Genomic DNA, 25,436 nt, shown 5'->3' with positions numbered 1-25,436 from the left:
GCTACCATGAACCGGAAAAATCAAGTGATCGATAATAATCCGCAAGCTTAGCTGCTAATTCTTGACGATAAGCATCAACTAATCCTAACAGTTTCGAATAAGGCATATTCGTTGGTCCCAACAAAGCTATTGTACCTCGTCCGTGCCCAATAATCTCATAACTTGCTTGAATCATACTCATATTTTGCAAAAGATCGTTACCTAATTCAGCACCAATTTTAATGTGAATATTGCTATCAGTTGGAACAATCATTTGCGTTAACCCATAAGTATCTGTCATAAACGAAAACATTGATTTAAATTGGTCAAGATCTTGATGAGGTTCATAATCTAACAAATTCATTTGTCCACTCACATAAATTTTATCTTCAAATACATGTCCGAGTATCGTGTCAAAAAGATTAGATAACCCTTCAGTAGTTTGAAAGTACTTATGCAAGATCATTGGAATTTCCGTTCGCAATTTATGGTAGACAGTCAGTAATGGCTCTCCTACTAAACGATCATTAACAATTCGAACGATTTTTTCTAAATCTTGACTTCCTAAATTTTCAGGAAGCGTAAATACTTGGCTTTCTACATTTCCTTTATCAGTCACCACAAGTGCAATCACTTGCCGGCTATTTAAAGGAACGATGCGAAAACCAGTCAAACGGCGGTCTTTAACTTCCGGTCCTAACGAGAAGGTCGTGTAGCTAGTCAATTCAGATAAAATATCAGCAGATTCCTTGATGATCTCATTAATTTCATGAAATTCTTGACTTAAAGACTGCCGAATCTGCTTTAAATCATCGTTTGTTACACGAGCAGGCTCTAACAGATGATCAACATAATGACGATAGCCTTGTGCAGAAGGAATTCTTCCCGAAGACGAATGAGTTTTAAGCAAAAATCCTTCATCTTCCAATGTCTTCATGTCATTACGAATCGTCGCTGAGCTCGCTTTGACTCCTTCTTCCATCAATTTTTTAGAACCAACGGGCATCCCGCTACTCGTATAGCTTTGGATGATCAGACGTAAAATGTCACTTTGTCTTTGCGTCAACATCTTCTTCACCTCTCATTAGCACTCATATATTCTAAGTGCTAACCCACTTATTAATATAGCAAGAAGCAAATAATGTGTCAAGGAAAACAACCCTATTTTTAGCACTCCAATCACTCGAGTGCTAAAACCTAAATTTATTAAAACACTGTTAACTCAACGATATAACAGAACTCCGTGCATTTCATTTTTTTAAATTTATCTATCAACAAAAAACAACTCATTTATTTGCACATTCCTTTTCAAGTAAAAATTGCTCAAACACATTATTTCCTAAAAAAATCCCTTTAGAAGTTAAATAAACACGTTCGGACTCGTTAATAAGCAGACCTTTACTTTCTAAGTCAGTCAAGACTTCCGAATAAAGAGCGTCTATTGACTGATGGTAACGTTCATAAAAATGTTTTTTTGAAAGACCTGATTTTTTTCTTAATCCAAGAAACATTTCTTCTTCTATTTGATTTTTTCTTGAAAGAGTTTCAACTTCTAATACTGGCAATTTATTAACTCTTAATGGACATAAATAATGCTGAATGGGTCCTTTGTTGCGATAACGTTTATTTCCAAGATAACCACTTGCCCCGGCTCCAAACCCAAAATAGTGATTGTTGTTCCAATACATTAAATTATGTTGTGATTCATAACCTTTGAATGCAAAATTACTGATTTCATACTGAAAACGTCCATATTTTTCCATTGCTTCAATCGTTTCTTCAAACATTTGCGTTTCTGTTTCTTGATCGGGTAAATGCAACCTTCCTTGACGCACCCAATTCATAAACATTGTTTTATTTTCCAATATTAAAGAATACAAAGAATAATGTGGTAAATCCAAAGCTAACGCTTGATCCAGCGTATCTTTATATCCTTCTAACGTTTGCCCTGGCAAGGCATAAATTAAATCGATGCTAACATTTTTAAAATTTTCTGTTTCTAAAAAACGCATGGTTTGATAAACATCTTCTGTGGTATGTTTACGTCCAATTTTTTTCAATAGCCGATTGTCAAACGTTTGAACCCCCATAGATAGCCGATTAACTCCATAATTTTTCATTACTCGAAGCTTTTCTTGTGTCAGATCACCGGGATTTGCTTCGACAGTAAATTCTTTTCCAACTTTAAAAGGCAAGCTGTTTCGTATACCAGATAATAAACGATCTAATTGTTTTACAGATAAGGATGTGGGGGTTCCTCCGCCCACGTAAAGAGTATTTAATTGCTTTACAGGATGCTGTTCTAACATAAGCTGCATTTCTTTTAAAAGCATTTCAACATATTCATCAACTGGCTGTCCTTCTAAAAAAACTTTATTAAAGTCACAGTAATAACAAATATGCTCACAAAATGGGATATGGATATATGCAGAAACCTTTTGTTCTGCGGAATTTATTGTTTCTATCATTGAAATTTTTTCTCCTTACGTCGAAAAGTCGTACCTGTTTTCGACCTTCTTTAAACGGTGTTCAAGCACCAGCTCCTTGAAATAAGCCCCATGTTTATGATCTAAGAAGTCTAGTTCCAAAAATGCTTGCTTATTGTCATCGGAGCTATCCAGCACTCTCACGACCTCTCATTAAACAGTGTTCAAGCGATTGCTTCTGCGGAATTAAGTTCAAAAAATACAAAAATATGGAAAGCTATTTTCGATTTTTCGCTCTTAATTCTTGAAGCAGACCATCGCTTTCACAACCTCTCATATACGCATACTAACTGTATTTTCCAAACAAATCCACTAAAAAATCCAAGAATCGACTTCTTGAATCACTTTTTCTTTCATTGAACGGGTTATAGATCTCTAGCTTCTCTTTCCTATAGTCAAATTTATTTATCATCTACAATATTCTACTTTATCCAAAATATCAATATTCATCCCAAGAGTATGAATAAATTTTCACAAGTCTTTGTTTAGTGGTTTTTTTCACATGCTGCGCGAGCTCAACTGGGTTTAAAGACTTAAGAAAAAAGGCTAGCATTTGCTAGCCTTTTTTCTCTTTGTTTGGAATCTTAAACAAGCATAAATTCCTACGCTTATAGCAAGTAGCACAAGATATACTGGAATCGTTACTGATACTTTATGTATATCTAACTAATCGAAGAGTGTGATACCGAGATACGTACTCACAAAACAAAAGATAGTTCGTTGAACGGCTTTGACTTTAACTCTTGAGATGATATAGATAAAATAAAGTGATTGGGAGACAATAATATCTTCTTCAACTATTAGAGTACAAGCGAAAATATCGAGTCTATTTAACCTTTTCTGTACGATTTAGTACTTTCTCTTTCATCTTATCTTTAAATGTATTTGTTTCTTCTCCAATTATATGATTTTTTAAAGTTTCTAAGCTTTTCTTTCCAGTTAAAATTTCTATTGTCTGTTTTTGAGCTTTTTCACGTATCTTATCCCCAAATTCACTATATTTTACGGCTTTCATCCCCAAATTGTTCACTTTTCTTGCCATTTCTTCTTTTCTTTCTTTGTATATTAAAAATAATTTATCACATATTTTATCAAACGTTTCATTAGATCTTACTTTTAAAGCATCCTTAAACTTTTCTCTCATTTTTAATGTAGCGTCAGGTAAATCATTCCACTTAGGAGTAACTGATGTCGTTAAAGAATCCATATTATGTTTACAATGGAATAAAGAAACTTTAAAAGCAGCTTCGACTTCATTAATATAACAGTTTTCTACAGTTTGAGCACTCATTGTTATTGGAATAGACATAATCCTTTGACTTTTGAGTTTATATAATTGTTTTAAAAATTTTTCATTTTTAGTATTTATTTGAGTGACTACTTTATTTTCGGCTAAAAGATTAACAAGTTTTTTTTCCTTACTCTTACTGATAATGAGTTTGTTTACTATTGAATGAGGACTATGTGTTTTATTTTTATCAATTAAATACAAAGAATAATCGTTTTTCTCATTCTTATAAATTAACATGCCAATACAATGAGAGGGTGCCATCCCTTCTTTCGTAGAAAGTATTGTAGGTTGTCCAAAAATAAGAAAAGAATTTCTATCACCTTTTTTTAACTGACTAAATTCTTCACGCATTCCTTCTTTATTTGTTCTCAATGCTCTCATTGAAGCATCAAACGAAGAACAGATTTCCTTTTTTCTATTCGTATCCACAAAAAAATGATCTTTATCCTCCATGATCATTTTACGATATGCAGAAAATAAAACGGCATAATTCTCTTGTACTTCTTCATTTTTTAATTCACTTTGTTTTAATCCATAAGCAACCGCTAATATTTCTAACTTTCTTTTTTCAAGTTCGTTCACACCCATACCCCCATTTTTATTCTTTATCCCATTATTAACATAATTATGTTAAAAGGTAGAACTTTATTTTCATTTTCAAGAAATCAGACTTAAATACAATCTCGTAAAAATCTTTCTTCAACGAAATATTAATATTTATATCTTCTAACATGAAGTAAAAAAAACATAAGATCTTCTATCATGAACGTATGAAAGGGAAACTAAACTGGTAGGCTCCGGTGCAATTTAGAGAAATGGTTTAAAAGCTGCCTAAAATCATCAATAAAAGCACAGAAAAACGGAGTGGATTTCTCCACTCCAAAAAAGTCTAACTTTTTAGGTGGCGCTACATCATTAATAAAATTTTACGATTCATGGGTATTTTTATAACTAATATTGACTATACCTGAACGTCACCTATGTAAAAGATAGTAGACTTGCAAATTTAACACAGAAACTTTAGCTTTAATTTCTTTTATAGGTATAAATATTATACCAACATAACTTGTTCCAGCTGAACCAGCAGTTGTTTGTCTAGAGTAACTCTTTATGTTCAGATATGTATTGATCCAATCAAACTTAAATTGGTTACCTTGATATTACTTGTGCGCCAAACATTAATAGCATCTGTTTTTGACCATGCAAAGTACAATTGGCAAGGGTTCTATTCATACGAATAATACCTGCTCCAATAACAGTGACTCCTCTTAATACTTGATCTGCACTTTTAGGCTGCAAAATTTTACTATCTATAGTTTTTAAACGTTGTTCGTTTATTTCTGGTAATATTTTTTCAATAGGAACATCTAAAAGTAAATTTTCTATATCCCACTTTAACGCTTTTTAAATTTAATTAACCAAATTAAACCATCGATTATTATTACAAAAATAATCCAATACTACTCCAATGTTTATGTAGAACTTACTATTTCAAAACTCGTCTTCTTATCAAGAATTTTTAATGCTTTCTGTATGCCCACAATAAACCGAACAAGAATTAAAATATTTTCCAGTTTGTCCATTCTGAAATTTTGTCATAATTCCCTTACTACATTTAGGACAAATTTTTACATTTTCTGGTAAAGAGCTTAATAATTGATATTTAAGCATGGTTGCTGGAATTAATTGATTTAACAATTTTAAAAGTCCATATCGATCATACCACTCGATTTTATCAACTTTTTCATTTTCTGCTATTTGTTTATAGGCATAATTATTAAAAAACGTCGAGGTAATAAACATCTTTTTAGTCCAATTTTTATCCGATGTACCTGCAAATTTTTTTACGTCGTTATCTGTAATCAATCGATAATCCCGACAACTATTCAAACGTTTTGATTTTGCTTGGACTGCTATACGTTCATTTTCTGTGGTTAAAATCAAATCTATTCCACCATCTCCAGTATATACACGATTCTCCTTTACATACCATTTTTTAGTGATTACAACTTTATACCCAGCTAATCTAAAAGCAGCTGCTAAAAAACGTTCAAAATGATTTCCTTGCTTCACTCGGTCTGAAATACTACTCCCAAAATCTCTATCCATGTCGCTTAAAAAATCCACAACAATTTTTTCATCTTCATTTAACGCAAATGACACCTCTTCTAATCCTTTTTTTTCTGAAATAATTTCTTGAACTTCTGTTTCTTCTTCTGGCTTACTTGCTTTTTTATTTAATTTCTGTAAAAATTTGAAGACCAACGTTAGTATCTCCCTCCACAAAATCATATGTTATCTGTCATTTATTATTATAATTTAATAACAAACGTATTAATTTGCTTAATCATAAAAAATATCTTTTTTTGGTAAAAGTAAGACTGAATTCTAAAAAGATATATTCCAGTAGCTTTTTCTATGGATTAAAAGATATAAAAATACCATTGAACCAATTAATAAAACGTTGAGCATTTTCCTTACTTTATCAACCTCTGCATTCTTGCTATACTAAGGATGATTGAAATTTGGAGATGATAATATGAAAATATACTATATCGAAGATAATGTTTTTCATCAGGAAAAATTCCGTAAAAAATATAATGACAACGAACACTTAACAACGATTTCATTAGTGATCCCTTCGCCATCTCAATTAGAAAAATTTTATAATCGTCTTGATTTTATGCCTATTCAAGACTCAGATATTTTTATTATCGATATTGAACTAAATAGATTCCATTCCGGAATTGATTTCAGTAAGAAAATTCGTATTAAAAATAATTTCTGTTACATCATTTTTTTAACAAATGACCCCACTAAAGGAGCAGAAATTATTAATCAAAATATCCGAGCTGATAAATATTATAGTAAAAATGATTTAATGGAAGTGATGGATGGACTAGAAGAGTTATTATTTAAACAACCACATTTACAACAAACTCAAAATAATCTGATTAAAATTGAGTCGTTATCCAAAATTTACTTGGTTGATCCAAGAGAAGTTAACTATTTAAGTAAAGTTACTAGTTCCCGCTCAACCATTGAATTTTATTGTGAAACAGAATTTTTTCTAATTCATGGGAAAGTTGAAGAACTGAAACATGCTTTTGAGCACCTTAACTTTTTCAATGAGTTGAAAAGCTATTCCATTAATCCCGCCAATATTAAACTAGTAGATAAAAAAAACAAATGAAATTTATTTTAAAAATGGTGATACTTTGATACTTAGTCGCAGAAGTATTAAAAAACTAGTTAGCTTTATGAAACAACTTGAACAAAAACAATTATTGGTTCTTTAATCACTTTATCTTTTTACAGCAGCAAAAAAATGAGCGTGGGACAAAAGTAAAGAATACTTTTATTTCACGATCTAAAAACAGATAAACAGGGGAAATAAAAGAAAATCCTTCGTAAATAAGCCGAATTTCACAAAAAATTTAAAAGAATTTTCGTGAATTTTTTCTTATTTTTCGGAATTAAACACTTCTGCTCCATACTTATTTTTAGATAATGATTTGTTTTCTTAGCGTTAACACACAATAAAAGCGCTGCTCTTTTCTATCATACTTTAAACTTAATGATATATTTTCATTATTTTCAATAATCTTCTTAACACTATATAATCCGATTCCTTTGCTGTTTTCTTGTCTGGTCGTTCCTTTATTTAATAGATCTGTTACATTGCACTCCGTTTTTTTGCTAGGATTACTAAATTCAAAATAAAAACAATCCACTAAATTTTCTATTTTAATGATAATCTCTTTTCTATCTATTGCTGGATGACTCTCGTAATGAGTCAAGGAATTTTCGGTAATATTTGTGAATAAACGAATCATATCATATGAATTAATTGTCAATTTTGGGATGATGTGATTAATTTGAATAACATAAGGAATTTTTAGTTCCTCTGCTCGTGCCATAAATTTTGAAAAAATCCCTTGTAGCAATGGATCGTGAATCTTTTGTAACTTGATATGTAGCGTATCTTTTAGTTGTGTTTCAAAAAAATCTTTTTCATAGTTTACAACTGCTTCCAATTCCTGTTTGAACTGATTATTCTGTAAAAGATTTTCCAAAACGCCAATATAGTTTTTATAGTCATGGCAAAATTCTTCTAGCTTCCGATAATATTCCTTGTTCCTTTTCATGCTCTCCATGTATACGCTATAATATTCTTCCTTTTGTTCATTCAATACAATCAAAAGCATAAATAATTCATAAAAAGAATTAATCAAAATCAACAAACAAGAAGTTAAAATAAAGTAGAGCGAATCATTTGGAAAGAGCGTGTGGTACAATAAAAAAGGAATAAAGATCGAAAAGAATAATACTACAGAAAAATTACGTTGTTTTTTATATGAATAAAGATAAGAAATAATTTGATACCTTTGCTCGATTATTTTCATTGCTAAAAGAATAATCAACAAAAGAAAGATTTGCAGTACCCCATTCGTTCCTAACTCACAATGACTTACAAGTCTAGGAAACTCGATGGTTAAAAAAATGGAGATACCAATAGCATTTATGCAAAAAGTATTTAATAAAACAGCAACAAAGATATTTTTGTTCTCACGAAAAATTTGGACAGCATGATAAATATAGAGCAAAACTAGAAACTGACTCGTAAGTTCACTGAGCCATAAATTAAGAAACATCAAACACAAGCGAATCAAAATATCTACTGTCCACTTATTTTTTGCCAACAAAATATACCATGTTAAAGCAAAATTCAGATGAAACAATAGAATATAAATACTCACTTCCATTAATAACTCCCCCTATAGCCTATCTTTTTATAACTACTCCCAAAATAACGCACACCTTTTTAACTGCTTATCCGTGTATGTAACAATTTGCCCATGTTATAAGATAACACAAATATTAAATTTGATAGAAAATATTTATTAATTTTAATATATTTAATGAGTAAGAGGGTGATTAATACAAAAAAACGAACCAAACATCATGATAGATTTTGATCCGCTCTTTAAATATGATCAACCAGTTAGAATCATAGCTGCTTTATAAAAGACTTTCGATTTAACCAATTTTTATTCTTTTTTCCATATTGATAATTATCCATTTTACTCGTAAATCCCTCAATTTTTAATTACATTTCACGAGTAAGAATATTTCATCCCTTACTTTTTAACTGCATGCTGACTTAACAGTAGTATGATACTCTTTCAAAAACACTCTCTTTTTCCCCGACATTTATTAAATAATGAATGAATTTTGTGTACCATTGACTAAATCAAAATTCTTTTTCTAGTATCTTTACGCAACTACTGCAAATTCGTTTGATGCTTTTATTCTCCCCCACGAAAAATAAGACTCCCCATTTTCTTATTTTTACTTGTAATTAGCTAATAAATTTATTGTTTCTCTTCTTTAATGAAACCAGATAAGACAGAGAACGAAGCGTTTATTTTACCTTACTACTTTCCCAAACATTTCTTTCTAATTTCTTTCTAATTTTTGTCTATCAAGTTGTACTAGTTGATCCTTGAATTTATGCCTCCATTTGACACGAGTAAAACCGCCTCTTTACATTTCTTTGTGACTGCTGATATTTGAAACCACGTCAGTCAATAGTTAGAATTACTTAATTCATTTGCAGTTAAAAAAATTGATTTTACATTAGCAGCTATGTACATGTTACTTTTTCAGAACTTTTTATTCCTTATTCAATAAAAGAAGATGCTGTGTTGCAATAGTTATACTTTTATTTTACTTATACTAATTCTAAAAAAAACCATTTGAAACCGCTTACTATTACAAATTTTGCTTTTTTGTTTGTCTAGTTTTACTGATTGAGAAAAATCCCTAATTTTTTTTAAGAAAATATAGGAACAAACGGTAACGTCAATTTGTATTTTTTCCTTTAAAAAGATAGGAAAACAAGTACGTTTAAAATAAGCCAACACTTACAAAAATCTGATGAACAATTTTTGTAAGTGTTGGCTTATTCTTAAAAATGGATACTTTACATTCGTATTAGTAAACATATTTGTCTTTTTTCATGTTGATTCACTACTTTTTTCTAAGAGAATATTATTAGCTATTAAATCTTCAATAAATTCATCTACAAAACGTTTCTTTTCTTGAATTGAATACTCATCAGTATTCGAAAAATAAGCGATCACTTTTTCTTTAATAAATCTAATCTCTAATTGCTTTTTTAATAATTCAAAAATATAAATTGAGACTTCATTATCTAAAACATAAATTTCATCATTTAATGATAAATAAATTTCATTCCCTAATTTTTCATAAGCTAATTCACCATTTAGTTCCATCCTGCACCCCTCCCTCGTTTTATTTCCAAATACGATACATTTGATATTTTATTATTTCTTTTAATAACTGGCATTCTGATTGGTCTACTCCTTTAAAATCATTAGTATGATAATAATGATGGGCACGACAACCACCGCCGCATAAATATAGAAAAGAGCAACCTTGACATTCAGATAACTAATGGATTGTTTGTGTTTCAATTATTCGCACATTTTCTGAACAATAGATGTCCTGCAATTTCTTTTCTCTGATATTTCCTAATTGATACTCTTTCGTCTCCAATAATTTGCAAGCAAAGATATCGCCAACTGGATTAATCGCAAATTCGCCGAGCCCCAACCCGCATGATTCTTTTATAGTGAACGGCTTTAAAAAAGAAGAACGCCACTCATTTTTTTCTCCGCATTCTAAGCGCTTTCTTTCTTCAAAGGTCAATGAAACTTTCGACATACTTCCCCGACCAATTTCGCTAAACCCACCCAATTTATAAGAAATCCCATTCTTTTTGAAAAATTGAATAGTTTGTTCAACGGAATCTATATTATGATTCGTAATAGTCGTATTCACTGAAAGCTGAGAATAATTAAGCGCCAAAAGATGCTTAATTCCTCTCATAGCGATTGAGTAGCAGCCATTTCCACGATTTTTGTCATTTTCTTCTTTGTCGATTGAATCTAAACTAATGGTAATTGATTGACACTTTTCTGCTAAAAATTGCGCATTGCTTTTTTTCCCCAGCAAAGTACCATTTGTAATTATTCCCACTGCTAGACCAATTTGATGAGCATAATCAATATATTTTAATGAATCATGCGTTAATCCGATTTCTCCTCCAGTAAACACTACTTTTTTAACACCACAATCTTTTAATTGGTTTAATACATGAATCCACTCAATAAATGTAAGCTGATTAGGATAATCTTTTGCCATATCTGCTTCTGCATAACAATAAACACATGCTAAATTACATTGATGTGTCAACACTAGATAGACTGTTTGAGGAACACTTGCTTCAAATCTTGTTATATTTAACGGTTTATCTAAAAACAATTGAAATGTTTTAATTTTCTTTTTTGTTGTCTCGGATAATTCATCGTAGTTTTGTGATTGAATCATCTCAAATTCTTTTTTTGAAATGACTATCCAACTGCTTCGCAAAACATTATGTAAAATAAATTCGTCTAAATAAGGATATGCATATAAATTTTCCTTAATTTTCACTTTTAAATCACCTCTTTTACCAGTCTGAACAACAAGTGATTTTGTTTGTTGCATTTTAATTAGGGAAACAAAGCTGTCATTTTATAAACGTATCACAGGGGAGTTTGTACGACAACCTTATTTCCCAATCGTCATCGGAAGACTTTATTAAGAACCATTACCAATAAGTAATCCGCAAGAACATGGGGATAAGATACTTCCAGAAACTTTTTTTAGCACGGGTTTAACAAACATAATAAGTCTCCTTTCAAAACATTTAGGAAAATTTTACAATATATTCATCGTTTTTCCTAACATTAAGTATAAACTTTTAAATAAAATATTTCAATAATGTTTCTACTTAAAAAAATTAGGAACGTTAGTTATAAAATAAAAAATTTTAAAATAATGAGGATTTATTCATCGATTATATAACGAAACAAAAATTTAATAATAATTTCTTCTTTTTTCGTAGCATAAATTTAATTCTTTTGCTAAATTATTTAATTTTAATCTCTTTCAATGAATGCTTCATTTAGTTCAATTACCGTTATTTAAAATAACAATTTTTAATAAAAAATAATTATCAACCCAGTTATGATAACAAGATAAATATATACACATAACGTTTATTTATTAAACAAATCTATTTTTTTAGCGTTGTTTTTAGTATAATCTATTGGTAGAGTAGAAGAAATTACTTATTCATTTGCAGATTGCTTTGAAAACTATAGGAATTTTTTATCAATTCCATGCCTTTAGTTTCAAATGAATGGTTATCAGTTAGGAGGGAGCTATTGAAAGGGTATTATTCAGTGCAAGAATTAGCTGAACAGCTTGGTGTTACAACGCGGTCAATTAGAAACTATCTACGTGAAGGAAAATTAAAAGGAACAAAAGTCGGAGGAAAATGGAAATTTTCTGAACAAAATTTATTTGATTTTCTCTATGGTGGCAAAGAAAATGCAGTGATCAAAGAAGAGAAACAACTAGCATTTGATGCACCAGTCATCCTAAAATTTTCATTTGTTGTCAATGATTTCCACAAAATGAACGAATTAAAAGAAAAGATTCTTAATTACCATTTAGATGTATATGCAAACAAAAAAGATCGGTTACTTCAATACATTCATTTTAAAGAAAACGAATACGAAATTCTAATTGGTGGCAATTTTAACTATGTAACGAATTTTGGTACTTGGATCAATAATTTATTACAAAATCAAACAGCTGTTTCATTTAAAGATTAAATGACTTACCTAACACAAAACAAGACGAAAGAACAACTATCTATCGCCTTGTTTTGTCTGTATTTTTACCATTTTTCACCTTGAAAAGACAGATAAAGTTTCACTCCGCCATCAAAAAAACGTAATGCCTTAATCATCAGAAGCTAACCAAGCTGCTGCTATTTCATCTGATCGTCCAACGCGTCTAATAGGTATCATTTTTTCAATGAAAAGTATTCTTTACTTTTGTCCCCCAATCTTTAAATTATTTTTTCGAAATAATTTAAAGATTTTTTTATTCCTAAAAATACCCCAATTAGATTTACTTTTAAAAATTTTTTCCCATCTTCAAAAGGGCGTTTATGAGTTGAATGTTGATTTTCCATTCCAGCATCACCCAAAGAACTAATTTCCCAAATGTTTCAACAGCTTGCGTTAATAAACTTTCCATCCCTTCTTCTGTACTGATATCAGATTTTACTACAACTGCTTTTCTCCTTGTTTCTTCAATAGTTGCTACAGCTGCTTACGTTCCTTCTTTATAACTACAGCATTCATTTTTTCTTTACCTAAGCGTTAACAACTGGCTCTATCCCTTTTGCACCGCGAGTTACTAAAGCTGTTTATTTCTTAGTTTTTTGTATATTTGCTTTTCTTTTGTTTTCATTTGCTCTTTAGATTAAGGATACTACAGGTCCTCATAATTGAGACAAATAATACGATTTTCTTTTTTTATGGCTAATGAAAAGTCAAATATTTCCTTTTATTACTTAATAAATACCGTTATTGTCTTTTTCTTCAATATTTTATTCCTCTTTTTTAGATAAAACATCGACCTATAGCTGCTTTTAAACACTGACATAACTATACGAATATCTAACTACGTAACAAAAAAATTTCTCGTTATAATTAATTCATTCAACGCTAGAAAAATCTGCTTCAATCACTACCTTTTAGAAAAAATAAGCCCAGCTTTGCTCAATAGACTGAGGATGGACTTGTGAGTAAAAATACCGATATTATTTTATTAAGCAAAATAGTCGATAGTTGCTTTCTCATCTGATTTTAACTGTTCAATTAGCGTCTCCATGTTTGGAAACTTCACTTGATTTCTCAAAAAGTGATGCCAACGTACTTTTACGTGTTCGCCATAAATGTCTTGATCAAAATTTAAAATATATAACTCAACGGTTAATTCTCGATTTTCTCCGAACGTATCGTTATGACCAATCGATCCCATAGCTGGATACCAATTTTCACCAACCTTAATTTCCGATACATAAACACCTTCTTTAGGAAGATAGACTGTACTTTTTACCTTAATGTTTGCTGTAGGAAATCCTAAGAGACGACCGCGTGCATCTCCATGCACAACCACACCTTCTACTTCATAAGCAGCTCCTAATAAACATACGACTTTCTCAATGGCTCCTTCATCTAATAACCGGCGAATACGAGTGGAACTGATCTTTTCACCTTGATCTTCTTCTTTTGGTACGGTCACGATTTCAAACCTTTTTTTTGCATATATTGGCAAGTGTTCAACATTTGCAATTTCTTTTGGTCCATAGGTATAATCAAATCCAGAAACAGCAACTTTCGCATGGAGACCGACAATATATTGATCTACAAATTCTTGGGGAGTCAAATGAGCAAAAGAAGAAGTAAAATCAATTTCATAAAGGTAGTCAATTCCTAATGAAGCCATTTTTTTTTCTTTTTGCTCCAATGTTGTCAAATATTTTACTTGGCTGGGATTAATTTTTTTAAATACGATCGCAGGATGCTGGTTGAACGTCATTAAAGCTAGTTTTAGTCCTTTTTTTTTGGCAATTTCTTTCCCAGTATTTATTACCTGTTGATGCCCTAGATGTACCCCATCAAAAAATCCCAAGATGAGTACTACATTTTCTTGAGGGATTTGTTTCCTTTGATAAGGATGTCTCATTTTAATAATTTTCATTTTTATACCCCATTCCTCAGTACTTTGCTTGGTTTTAATTTGTTTTTTTCTTTAGGATTTGGTTGGTAAATACTCACTACTTTCCCTTGGTAAAATAAAGCAATTTCTTCTGTAGGCATTTCTTCTAAGGCAAATACTTCATAGGCCAATCTCATTCCATTTTTAACTTTTTTCCAAACTTGTTCATCAATATCTACTCTTTTAAAACGAGCTACTCCAATTTCTAAGGGTAATAAATATTTTTCAAAAGTTCCTGCCTCAAAATAATCTGCGACTTGCTGTAAAGTAATGGCTTGGTTTTTCTCCATTCCAGCACTAGCTAAACGAACCAAATCAGACATATGCGCTGGATATCCTAATTTTTTCCCCGTATCAACAGCTAAGGTCCTAACATAAGTCCCTTTCCCACAGGCCACTTCAAATCGCCAAGATAATAATCCTTTGTCTTTGTCCCAGTGAAGCTTACTGATTCTTTTAAAACGATAAATTTTTACTTTACGGACAGGACGTGTAACGATTTGATTGGTTCTAGCATATTCATAAAGACGCTTTCCATTTACTTTCACTGCGGAATACATGGGAGGTATTTGTGTGATTTCACCTACAAAGCTCTGCATAATCGAATCAATTTTTTCTTCAGTAAGTAATTTCTCTACTTTTTTACTTTCTACTTTTTCACCTGATTTATCCTCTGTCGTTGTGCTAAAACCTAAAGTAATCTCTCCTTCATATATTTTTCCTGAATCCGCTAAATATTCAATCACTTTTGTTGCTTTTCCAATACAAATGGGTAACACGCCCTCAACGTTGGGATCTAATGTACCACCATGCCCAATTTTTTTGGTATGTAAAATTTTTCTTAATTTAAATACACAATCATGGCTCGTCATTCCCCGTTCTTTCCATAAAGGTAATAATCCATCCATTCTTTTTCTCCTATCATTTAAAATATTAACTGTATAATTATAACACATATCAAAAAAATACTGATGTCCTTGAACATTTTTTCTGCGCTTCTTATGGTTCAGTAATAAAATAGTTAGAAACCTTTATTATCTATTAATACGAAACATCCATTTGTAATTGCTATAGCTAGAAAAACTATTTTTTCTCACCATTTCTATCGCTAATGGGGTCGCATTTTCAATGATAAATTTTCTTCTAATTTTAAACAAACTTTAAATAAATAAACCGACCCAACCATTAGCTATCCTAATTTTTGGGATCGGTTTTTTTCTCTTTTTACTCTTTATTCAAATTACGCAGCAGTTCATCAATATGATTGCCATACCCAACAGATTCATCTAATTCAAAGGTTAGCTCAGGTGTCTTATATATACTTAAATTATGTCCTAATTCTCTTCGAATCAATCCACTTGCTTTCGTCAATCCTTCTTTTGCCTTTTGTTTATCTGACGCTAAATCAGAAAGAATACTGTAATAAATTGTTGCTTGCTGTAAATCTCCGGTAACATGGACATCTGTAATTGTTACGTTTTCAACACGTGGATCACGAACTTTTTTACGTAAAATTTCGTTTACTTCTTTTAAAATTTCTTGACCAACTCGACGGTCTCGATAATTTGCCATGTTGAGTGGCCTCCTTAAAATTAATTATTTTTGATTTCTTCCATGATAAATCCTTCAATTATATCATCTACTTTAATATCATTGAATTTATCAATCATTGCCCCACATTCATAGCCCATTTTAACTTCCTTCACATCGTCTTTGAAACGTTTTAAGCTCGCAAGCTGCCCTTCATAAATGACAATACCATCACGAATCACTCGGACGCCGCTATCTCGACGAATAAAACCTTCTGTAACATAAGCACCCGCAATAGTACCAACTTTAGATACTTTAAATGTTTCACGTACTACCATTTGCCCTGTAATTTTTTCCTCAAACTCTGGATCAAGCAATCCTTTCATCGCTGTTTCTATTTCTTCAATTGCTTTATAAATAATACGATGCAAACGAATATCTACTTCTTCATTATCGGCTTGAACTTTTGCTTGCGGCGTTGGACGAACGTTAAAACCAATGATAATCGCATTACTTGCAGCTGCCAAAGTGACATCACTTTCGTTAATGGCACCAACTGCTGAATGGACGATTTTTACCCTTACGCCTTCTACATCAATTTTCTTTAATGAAGCTGCTAAAGCTTCCGCCGAACCTTGAACATCTGCTTTAATAATCACATTAACTTCTTTTAATTCGCCTTCTTTCAGACTTTCAAACAAGTTATCCAATGTCACACGGCTAGTTATCGCTCGATGTTCGAGTAACGCACGTTTGGCGCGTTCTTCTCCAGCTGCACGAGCTGTTTTTTCGTCTTCAAACACAACAAAACGATCTCCTGCTTGTGGAACTTCGTTTAACCCAGTAATTTCTACTGGTGTTGCTGGTCCCGCAGATTTTTCGCGACGGCCTAAATCATTAACCATCACACGAACACGACCATAGGTATTTCCTACTACAATAGGATCTCCCACATTCAAAGTCCCTTGTTGAACAAGTAATGTCGTCACAGGACCTTTTCCTTTATCAAGCCGAGCTTCAATCACTGTTCCAATTGCACGTTGTTTAGGATCGGCTTTTAAGTCTTCCACTTCTGCCACCAGCAAAATCATTTCTAGTAATTCATCAATATTTTGCCCGAATTTAGCAGAAATTTCAACAAAAATGGTTTCTCCACCCCAAGCTTCTGGAATCAATTCATATTCGCTTAACTCTTGCATGACATGTTGCGGATTTGCTCCCGGTTTATCAATTTTATTTACAGCAACAATAATTGGAACACCAGCAGCTTTGGCATGGTTGATTGCTTCTACAGTTTGCGGCATCACGCCATCATCCGCAGCTACTACTAAAATAGTGATATCGGTAATGCTGGCGCCACGCGCACGCATGCTTGTAAAAGCCGCATGTCCCGGTGTATCTAAGAAAGTAATCGGCTTTCCATCAATATCAATTTGATAAGCACCAATATGCTGTGTAATTCCTCCTGCTTCACCACTTGTAACACGTGAATGACGTAACGTGTCAAGCAAAGTAGTTTTCCCATGATCTACATGCCCCATAATTGTAACTACCGGCGGGCGAGAAATAAGATTTTCTGGATTTAATTCTTCAGATTCAAAAAATTTATCAATATCGGCTATATCGACTTGTACTTTTTCTTGCGGTTCCATTCCATAATCAGTAGCCAACAATTCAATGGTATCTTTATCCAGTGCTTGATTTTGATTAACTATGATCCCTAGCATGAATAGCTTTTTGATAATCTCAGCTGGCTCACGATGGATTTTCTTTGCAATATCCGCCACATTCATCCCTTCTGTATATTCTAATACATCCGGTAGCTCACGGAATTTACGCGGTGGTACTGCCGGTTTAGCTGTTGATTGCTGTTTTCCTTTTTTCCCTTTTTTGTTAAAACGGTTGCGGTTGTTGTTGAATTTTCCACGATTATTGTTATTGCTACGATTCTGGGTGCCACCTTGATTGGCTCCTTGACGACTTTGGTTATTGTTTCCCCCGTTTTTTCGATTTTGATTTGTTGGTTGTTTTTTTCCTTGATTCACTTGACCGCTCCCTTGACCGCGATCTTGATAGCTGCGGTTATTTTTTTGTTGTTTTGTTTCATTTTTATGTGGTTCATTTGGCTGTTTTCTGGCTGGTTCTCGGCTTACTTGCTGTGCTGTCTTTTTATTCGTTTGTGTTTGATTAAACGCTTGTTGCAACTTTTTAGTCTCGCTGTCTGTGAGTACTCCCATATGATTTTTTACATTAATGCCAAGTTGCTGCGCTTTTTCTACCACATCTTTACTAGGCTTTTTCCATTCTTTTGCTAGCTCATAAACTCGTTTATTGCTCATGCAATCACCTTCCTAACCTTCAATTAGCTCCTTAGTTTTTTTCGCAAAACCGTCATCTACGATTCCAAATACTTTGCGAGGTCTCCCAATCATCTGCGTGATTTCCGCTTCAGAAAATAGTTCAAAGCAAGGAACTTCATAATATGAACTCTTATCTTTAATCTTTTTCTTTGTATTCTCACTCGCATCATTTGCTACAAACACGATTTTCACTTTGTTTTTACGAATATCTTTAAGAGTCAATGCTTCACCAGTAATTAGTTTACCAGCACGCATTGCTAATCCAATGAGATTCATGGCCTTTTGCCGATTCGTTTCGTTCATTGTCCAAATAACTCTTTACGTGCTTTTTGATGCGTTACATAATCTAACAATTCTTGATAAAATTCATCGGTCAAAGTTGTTTCCAATGCTCGGTCAAGAATTTTCTTTTCCCAAGCTTGTCTCACTTCATCCGGCTCTAATGAGACATATGCCCCACGGCCTGGCATTTTCCCAGTAGGATCAATCGATACTTTACCTTCTTTTGAACGGGTAATTCGAATCATCTCTTTTTTAGGCTTCATTTCACCTGAAACTACAGATTTACGTAAAGGAATCTTCCTTTGTTTCACCTCTTCGCCCTCCTATTCGTTAAGCCTCTTGATCTGTTTCTTTAAGCTGCTCCTCATTAAATGCAATCGTTTCATATTCATCATTGGTTAAATCAGCAGGAAGACTTGATTCATCCTGTACAGCAGTTGCTAATTCTTCGTGATTTTGCGCTTGTTTTTCATAATATTCAGTCATATCTGACTCTGGTTTAATATCAATTTTATGGTTCGTCAACTTAGCAGCTAAGCGAGCATTTTGACCACGTTTTCCAATGGCTAAAGATAACTGATAATCTGGTACAACGACTGTACAAGCTTTAGGATTTTCTTCATCAAAAATTACATCAATCACTTGAGCTGGATTTAAAGCATTGGTAATAAATACCGCTGGATCTTCATTCCACTCAACGATGTCCATATTTTCACCTTTTAATTCATTGACGATCGCTTGAACGCGTTGCCCTTTAGGTCCCACACAAGTTCCCACTGCATCAATATTTTCATCATGTGAACGAACCGCCACTTTTGAACGATCCCCTGCTTCTCTGGCTATGCTGACAATTTCAACAATTCCATCATAAACTTCGGGAACTTCTTGCTCAAATAATCGGCGTAAAAGATCCGGATGACTACGGCTAACAAACACTTGAGGCCCTTTTGATGTATTTTCTACTCGAGAAACATACACTTTAATTCGGTCGTGTGGTTGATAAAATTCATTAGGCATTTGATCTTGCTTTGACAAAACTGCTTCAATTTTTCCAAGGTTCACATAAATATAGCGTTTATCTTGACGCTCAACGATCCCTTGCATGATATCTTTTTCATAGGCACTGAACTCATTATAAATAATTGTTCTTTCTGCTTCTCTTACACGTTGTAAAATAACTTGCTTTGCTGTTTGTGCAGCGATTCGTCCAAAGTCTTTTGGTGTCACTTCAAATCGAATCCTATCCCCAATCTCATAGGCTGGATTAATCAAAAGTGCTTCCTTTAACGAAACTTCTAGTTGTGAGTCCATCACTTCTTCTGTAACTTCCTTTACAGCATAAACGTGTATTTTCCCTTTTTTCTGATCAAATTCAACTTCGACATTTTGAGCCTGACCATAATGGCGTTTATATGCAGAAACTAAAGCCGCTTCTAAAGCATCAATCACGATTTCTTTTGAAATCCCTTTTTCCGCTTCCAAGGCATCTAACGCGTTTAGCATTTCTTTACTCATTTTTCTGTTTTCCTCTCCGTAATTAAAATTGGATTGCTAAGCGAGCTTTGGCAATATTTTTTCGGTCAAGAGTCAACTCTTTTTCCCTTGTTTTTATACGTATTTTCAATATAAGCTGGTCGGCATCAACTGATTGAAGAATCCCTTCAAAGTGCTTTTGTCCCTCTACTGGCTGATAAAAAGAAAGGTGAACGTATTCTCCAAGAGCTTTTTCATAATCTTTTTCTTTTTTCAACGGCCGTTCTGCTCCTGGGGATGATACCTCTAGAAAATAAGCTTGAGGTATAGGATCTGGCTCTGCTGTATCCAGTTGTTCACTCAGTCGTTCACTCACCCACGCACACTCTTCAATATCGATTCCACCCTCTTTATCAATGAATACTCGCAAAAACCAATTTTTCCCTTCTTTTACAAATTCAACTTCGACAAGTTCAAAATTTTGTTCATCTAAAATTGGAGTCACCATTTTTGTGACTGTTTCAACGACGCTACTCAAAAATTTCGCCTCCTTCATATTGGATCCGTCATTCCATTAAAAAGAGTGAGCGAAAATTCCGCTCACTCACAATTAGTATCATTACCTACGAATAACTATACCATATTTTTCTTGCCATGACAAGTCTCTCCCTTATGCCTTAAAACATATCAAAAAGCGAAAGTTGATTCTCATCCGGTAAATCTTTTAAAACGCCATTATCATTCATGTATTCAATCAATGTTTTAGAAACTTTTCCTCGTGTAGCAAGATCCTCCTTTGATAAGAAAGGTCCTTCTTTTCTTGCTTCAACAATTTGTTTTGCTACATTTATTCCCAAACTTGGAACTGCACGAAAAGGAGCAATTAATGTCTCTCCATCAATCACAAAATTCACCGCATCCGATTTATAAAGATCAATCATTCCAAAATGAAAGCCTCTTTCTAACATTTCATTTGCCAATTCTAATACTGTCAACTGGTTCTTCTCTTTTACTGAAGCGTCTAATCCTTTATCAGTAATGTCTTTCATTACTTGCTTGACTGCATCTTTTCCTTTACACATAGCAACTAAATCAAAGTCATCTGCACGGACTGAAAAATAAGCACAGTAATACAAAATAGGAAAATATACTTTGAAATAGGCTACACGTAAAGCCATTAATACATAAGCCGCGGCGTGTGCTTTAGGGAACATATACTTGATTTTAGAACAAGAATCAATATACCAATCCGGCACATTATTTTCTTTCATCGCAGCTAAATAGGTTTCTCGTAGTTCATCAGGAATTTTATTCCATTGACCTTTGCGAACCGTTTCCATGATTTTAAAAGCCATTCCGCTATCTAATCCTGCATGAATCAAATAAACCATGATATCATCCCGACAACCGATTACTTCTGCGAGCGTTGCATCACCGCGTTTAATCAATTCTTCTGCATTTCCTAACCAAACATCTGTCCCATGAGACAATCCTGAGATTTGCAACAGCTCAGCAAATGTTGTTGGATGAGTTTCTTCCAACATTCCTCGAACAAAACGCGTGCCAAATTCAGGAATGCCGAGAGTCCCCGTTTTAGAGTAAATCTGCTCACTTGTTACATTTAATACATCCGGTCCCGCAAAAATTCTCATTACTTCCGGATCATCCGTTGGAATGGTCTGCGGATCAATTCCAGACAAGTCTTGCAACATCCGAATAACAGTTGGGTCATCATGGCCAAGAATATCAAGTTTCAACACGTTATCGTGAATGGAATGAAAATCAAAATGCGTGGTCTTCCATTCTGACTCTTGATCATCTGCTGGATATTGAATAGGCGTAAAATCATAGACATCCATATAATCAGGAATAACGATAATTCCTCCCGGATGCTGTCCTGTCGTCCTTTTTACTCCCGTAGCTCCTTTAGCTAGTCGATCCACTTCTGCACTACGAAGCTGTAAATTGTAATCTCGTTCATATCCTTTCACAAAACCATAAGCCGTTTTATCCGCCACTGTACCGATCGTTCCTGCCCGATAAACATATTCTTCTCCAAACAAGACTTTCGTATAATTATGCGCTTCTGCTTGATAATCCCCCGAAAAGTTTAAGTCGATATCCGGTACTTTATCACCATGAAACCCTAAGAACGTTTCAAAAGGAATATCATGTCCATCTTTATTCAAACGTGCCCCACACTTTGGACATTTTTTTTCAGGCATATCAAATCCTGAACCATAAGTTCCATCTTCAAAGAATTCTGAATACTGACAATCTGGGCAATAATAGTGAGGAGCTAACGGATTCACTTCTGTAATTCCTGTCATCGTAGCCACAAAACTAGAACCAACCGAACCACGTGAACCAACTAAATAGCCATCTTTATTACTTTTATGCACGAGTTTTTGCGCAATTAAATAAATGACAGAAAAACCATTGCCGTTAATCGAATTCAATTCTTTTTCTAATCGTTTTTGGATGATTTCTGGTAACGGATCACCGTATAATTGTTTTGCCCGCTCGTAACTCAATTTAGAAATTTCTTCTTCTGCCCCCGGAATTTTTGGCGTATACAAGTCATCTTTGACAGGAATGACTTCTTCACAAAGATCGGCAATTTTGTTCGTATTTTCCACTACAATTTCTTTAGCCAACTCTTCACCCAAAAAGTTAAAAGCTGTCAACATTTCATCGGTCGTTCTAAAGTAAACATCGGGCAAGCTGTGACGATTCAATGGATTTGCTCCACCCATTGAATGAATCAAAATCTTACGATAAATTGCATCCTCTTCATTTATATAATGAACGTTACCCGTCGCTACTACAATTTTATTTAAATCTTGACCGATTTCAACTAAATTTCTGATAATTTCTTCTAGATCCTGTTCGTTTTTGACTAACTCCTGTTCAAGCAAAGGGGCATAAACTGCTTTTGGCATCACTTCAATATAATCATAAAATTTTGCTCGATTTCTTGCTTCTTCAATTCCTTTTTGCATCATCGCCTCAAATATTTCACCTTTATCACAGGCAGAGCCAATAAAGAGATTTGCCCGTAATTTCTTCAGTTGAGATCTTGGAATACGCGGAACACGTTCAAAATATTCAACATTTGACATAGAAATCAACTTAAACAAATCTTTTAAGCCAGCTTGATTTTTCGCTAAAATAGTCACATGAAACGGGCGAGCGCGTTTATACGAATCGCCTTCGCCAATATGAGCATTCAATTGATCATGAAAAAGCATTTCATGTTTTTCCATCGCTTCTTTGACAAAAATCCATGCCAAGTGACCAGTTGCTTCTGCATCGTAAATTGCTCGGTGATGTTGTTCAAGACTTACACCGAATTTTTTTGATAAAACCCCCAAACCGAAACGTTTAAACTGCGGATAGAGATATCTAGCTAATTCAAGCGTATCAATCACTGGATTTGTGGCTTCTGCGATTTTATATTTTGCATAACTGGTATTTAAGAAACCCATATCAAATGCCGCATTATGGGCAACGAGAATCGAATCTTTTGAAAATTCAAGAAACAAACGTAAAACTTCTTCTTCTGACTTAGAACCACGTACCATTTCATCCGTGATACCAGTCAATTCAACCGTTGTTCTTGAAAGAGGATGACCCGGATCAATGAATTCATCAAAACTTTCAATAACATTTCCTTTATACATCTTAACAGCCGCTAACTCAATAATCGTATCATAAACAGCAGACAATCCTGTCGTTTCTACGTCAAAAACAACATAAGTACCATCATTTAAGGAAACATGCGCATCGTTGTAAGCAATTGGCACACCATCATCTACAACATTAGCTTCTACACCATAAAGAATTTTCACGCCTGCTTTTTTCCCAGCATTATGTGCTTCTGGAAAGGCTTGTGCACCGCCATGATCGGTAATTGCGATCGCTTTATGTCCCCATTTTCCAGCTTGAGCTACAATATCAGAAATACTATTTGTAGCATCCATTGTACTCATGTTGCTGTGAACATGTAACTCTACACGTGTTAAACCTTCCGGGGCATAATCTTTACGAGGCGAATGTTTTACCTCTACAATATCTTGCGCATTCATAACAAGATCACGTACGAAAGTATCTTCTTGAATACTTCCTCTAACTTTTAACCAACTTCCTACACGAATCGCTTCAAAAATTTGCTCCTCTTTTTCGTTGTTGGAAAACTTTTTAACAATAAAAGAAGAAGTATAGTCCGTGATTTTTAGTGTTAAAATCTTTCGCTTGGAACGAAGCTCACGAACTTCTTTATTAAATACATACCCTTCAAGAGTCACTCGACGTTCTTCTTCAATGACATTAATCATCGGTATCGTTGGTTCATCGCTTGGAATATTTCGTCCAAGTTGAATCGGTCCTTCTAAAGCAGGTAACTGTTCCTTTTTTTCTTTTTTCTTTTGTTCATGAACAATTAGACTTTCTGCTGCTTGCTTCATAAAAGCTTCCGCTTGTTCTTGTTTACGTTCTTCAAATAGTTTTAGAACACGTGCCGCTTGTTCTTCATCAATTTCAGGTTCAATACGAAACTTAGGAAACCCATAACTTACAAATAAACTTTCAACTAAAGGTAAGTATTGTTGCTTTAAATACTGAATGGCGCCTTGACTATCTACCGGTAAAACAATTTTTTGTTCTTTCAATATAGGAAGTTGTGTTTTTAATACTTGTTGAGCTAAAGGAGTATCACATTGTTGACTTTCTAAGGACTGTGCCCAATAATCTTGTAATAATTTCTCATCAAAGCGTTGGTCGTCAGCTTTGACGTTTAATTTGACTTGTGCAATCTCATTAAAGGCTAACGTTAAATGCTGCGCCAGCGAACGATAAAGCATAATCGGTAAAATTTGAGAAAAATGCAAGGTGAATTCCCATATTCTTGACTTTCGATGAACGACTACACTTTCCATTTCACCAGTAGCGATCAGCGGATGATTTTCTTCCACTTCTTCTAGTTGAATTTGATCCAACAACCTTTCAAATAACTCACGTTTTTCTGACAAGATAATACGCCCTTTCTGACGAGGTACAAATAGTACTTGTTTTTTAGCCTCTTCTTTTTTTCCGTATCATCTAGTATACCTTTTTTTGTTTGATTTTACATTAAAAAATGAGAAAGAATAGCTAGATGATGACTAACACCAATTATTTATTTTTAAATATCAAGTAAACTAAACTATTTTTTAGAAAACTATACAGTATATCTGTTAGAAACTTTTTGTTGAGCAAACCTTCACTATAACAACAAAACCGCTTCACTTACTAAATAAGAGGATAAAACCATCAACAGATCGTTTT

19 protein-coding genes and 1 pseudogene are annotated in these 25,436 nt (G+C 33.4%); 2 read left to right on the top strand and 18 right to left on the bottom strand.

Going from position 1 to position 25,436, the window contains the following annotated elements; translation table 11 throughout:
* Position 1: 1 nt before the first annotated feature.
* From hrcA to RV14_RS07185, 4 genes are all read right to left on the bottom strand, one after another.
* Positions 2-1,048 carry a heat-inducible transcriptional repressor HrcA gene (gene hrcA, locus RV14_RS07205; protein ID WP_071855616.1) on the bottom strand — a complete coding sequence of 349 codons (1,047 nt, stop codon included), beginning with the start codon at positions 1,046-1,048 and terminating at the stop codon, positions 2-4.
* 217 nt (positions 1,049-1,265) lie between these two features.
* Positions 1,266-2,447: a radical SAM family heme chaperone HemW gene (gene hemW / locus RV14_RS07200; RefSeq protein ID WP_071855615.1), complete on the bottom strand. Its 1,182-nt coding sequence runs from the start codon at positions 2,445-2,447 to the stop codon at positions 1,266-1,268.
* Between the two features lie 844 nt (positions 2,448-3,291).
* Positions 3,292-4,338 carry a hypothetical protein gene (locus tag RV14_RS07190; RefSeq protein ID WP_071855614.1) on the bottom strand — a complete coding sequence of 349 codons (1,047 nt, stop codon included), beginning with the start codon at positions 4,336-4,338 and terminating at the stop codon, positions 3,292-3,294.
* A gap of 927 nt (positions 4,339-5,265) precedes the next feature.
* Complete coding sequence (locus RV14_RS07185) at positions 5,266-6,021, bottom strand: restriction endonuclease (protein WP_071855613.1); 756 nt, start codon at positions 6,019-6,021, stop codon at positions 5,266-5,268.
* Between the two features lie 274 nt (positions 6,022-6,295).
* On the opposite strand from RV14_RS07185, the gene RV14_RS07180 reads away from it, so the two are divergent.
* Entirely contained in the window at positions 6,296-6,949 is a 654-nt protein-coding gene (locus tag RV14_RS07180) for a two-component system response regulator (RefSeq protein ID WP_245785485.1), read from the top strand.
* Positions 6,950-7,259: 310 nt separating this feature from the next.
* On the opposite strand, the gene RV14_RS07175 is transcribed toward RV14_RS07180, so the two are convergent.
* The 4 genes and pseudogenes from RV14_RS07175 to RV14_RS07165 form a co-directional block, all read right to left on the bottom strand.
* Entirely contained in the window at positions 7,260-8,522 is a 1,263-nt protein-coding gene (locus RV14_RS07175; protein ID WP_071855612.1) for a GHKL domain-containing protein, read from the bottom strand.
* A 1,254-nt stretch (positions 8,523-9,776) separates the two neighbouring features.
* Positions 9,777-10,055: a hypothetical protein gene (locus tag RV14_RS07170; protein WP_071855611.1), complete on the bottom strand. Its 279-nt coding sequence runs from the start codon at positions 10,053-10,055 to the stop codon at positions 9,777-9,779.
* Positions 10,056-10,074: 19 nt separating this feature from the next.
* Positions 10,075-10,218: pseudogene (locus RV14_RS12680) on the bottom strand (radical SAM/SPASM domain-containing protein); the annotation flags it as partial.
* A 15-nt stretch (positions 10,219-10,233) separates the two neighbouring features.
* Complete coding sequence (locus RV14_RS07165) at positions 10,234-11,277, bottom strand: radical SAM protein (protein WP_245785484.1); 1,044 nt, start codon at positions 11,275-11,277, stop codon at positions 10,234-10,236.
* Between the two features lie 776 nt (positions 11,278-12,053).
* Here RV14_RS07165 and RV14_RS07160 point away from each other — a divergent pair.
* Complete coding sequence (locus tag RV14_RS07160) at positions 12,054-12,506, top strand: helix-turn-helix domain-containing protein (protein WP_071855610.1); 453 nt, start codon at positions 12,054-12,056, stop codon at positions 12,504-12,506.
* 239 nt (positions 12,507-12,745) lie between these two features.
* Here RV14_RS07160 and RV14_RS12860 read toward each other — a convergent pair whose 3' ends face one another.
* The 10 genes from RV14_RS12860 to RV14_RS07115 form a co-directional block, all read right to left on the bottom strand.
* Positions 12,746-12,871, bottom strand: a complete 126-nt coding sequence (locus RV14_RS12860; protein WP_281245797.1) for a hypothetical protein — start codon at positions 12,869-12,871, stop codon at positions 12,746-12,748.
* 641 nt (positions 12,872-13,512) lie between these two features.
* Positions 13,513-14,448, bottom strand: coding sequence for a riboflavin biosynthesis protein RibF (gene ribF, locus RV14_RS07155; protein WP_071855609.1), 936 nt, complete (start codon positions 14,446-14,448; stop codon positions 13,513-13,515).
* A 2-nt stretch (positions 14,449-14,450) separates the two neighbouring features.
* Positions 14,451-15,374: a tRNA pseudouridine(55) synthase TruB gene (truB, locus tag RV14_RS07150; RefSeq protein WP_071855608.1), complete on the bottom strand. Its 924-nt coding sequence runs from the start codon at positions 15,372-15,374 to the stop codon at positions 14,451-14,453.
* A gap of 316 nt (positions 15,375-15,690) precedes the next feature.
* Positions 15,691-16,038 (bottom strand): 30S ribosome-binding factor RbfA, encoded by a 348-nt coding sequence (gene rbfA / locus RV14_RS07145; protein ID WP_071855607.1) that lies wholly within the window; start codon positions 16,036-16,038, stop codon positions 15,691-15,693.
* Positions 16,039-16,058: 20 nt separating this feature from the next.
* A complete protein-coding gene (gene infB / locus RV14_RS07140; protein ID WP_071855606.1) occupies positions 16,059-18,335 on the bottom strand; it encodes a translation initiation factor IF-2 in 2,277 nt (758 codons plus the stop codon).
* Between the two features lie 12 nt (positions 18,336-18,347).
* On the bottom strand, positions 18,348-18,659 hold the full coding sequence (locus RV14_RS07135; RefSeq protein WP_071855605.1) for a YlxQ-related RNA-binding protein: 312 nt from the start codon (positions 18,657-18,659) through the stop codon (positions 18,348-18,350).
* Positions 18,656-18,949 carry an RNase P modulator RnpM gene (gene rnpM, locus RV14_RS07130; protein ID WP_071855604.1) on the bottom strand — a complete coding sequence of 98 codons (294 nt, stop codon included), beginning with the start codon at positions 18,947-18,949 and terminating at the stop codon, positions 18,656-18,658. The genes RV14_RS07135 and rnpM overlap by 4 nt, the downstream gene beginning before the upstream one ends.
* Before the next feature lie 19 nt (positions 18,950-18,968).
* Positions 18,969-20,153, bottom strand: a complete 1,185-nt coding sequence (nusA, locus tag RV14_RS07125) for a transcription termination factor NusA (RefSeq protein ID WP_071855603.1) — start codon at positions 20,151-20,153, stop codon at positions 18,969-18,971.
* A 22-nt stretch (positions 20,154-20,175) separates the two neighbouring features.
* Positions 20,176-20,649: a ribosome maturation factor RimP gene (gene rimP / locus RV14_RS07120; RefSeq protein ID WP_071855602.1), complete on the bottom strand. Its 474-nt coding sequence runs from the start codon at positions 20,647-20,649 to the stop codon at positions 20,176-20,178.
* A gap of 139 nt (positions 20,650-20,788) precedes the next feature.
* On the bottom strand, positions 20,789-25,141 hold the full coding sequence (locus tag RV14_RS07115; protein WP_071855601.1) for a PolC-type DNA polymerase III: 4,353 nt from the start codon (positions 25,139-25,141) through the stop codon (positions 20,789-20,791).
* Positions 25,142-25,436: the final 295 nt, after the last annotated feature.

It is taken from the genome of Enterococcus ratti (assembly GCF_001886195.1).
Classification (GTDB): domain Bacteria; phylum Bacillota; class Bacilli; order Lactobacillales; family Enterococcaceae; genus Enterococcus_B; species Enterococcus_B ratti.
This window is presented reverse-complemented; position numbering and strand designations above follow the sequence as displayed.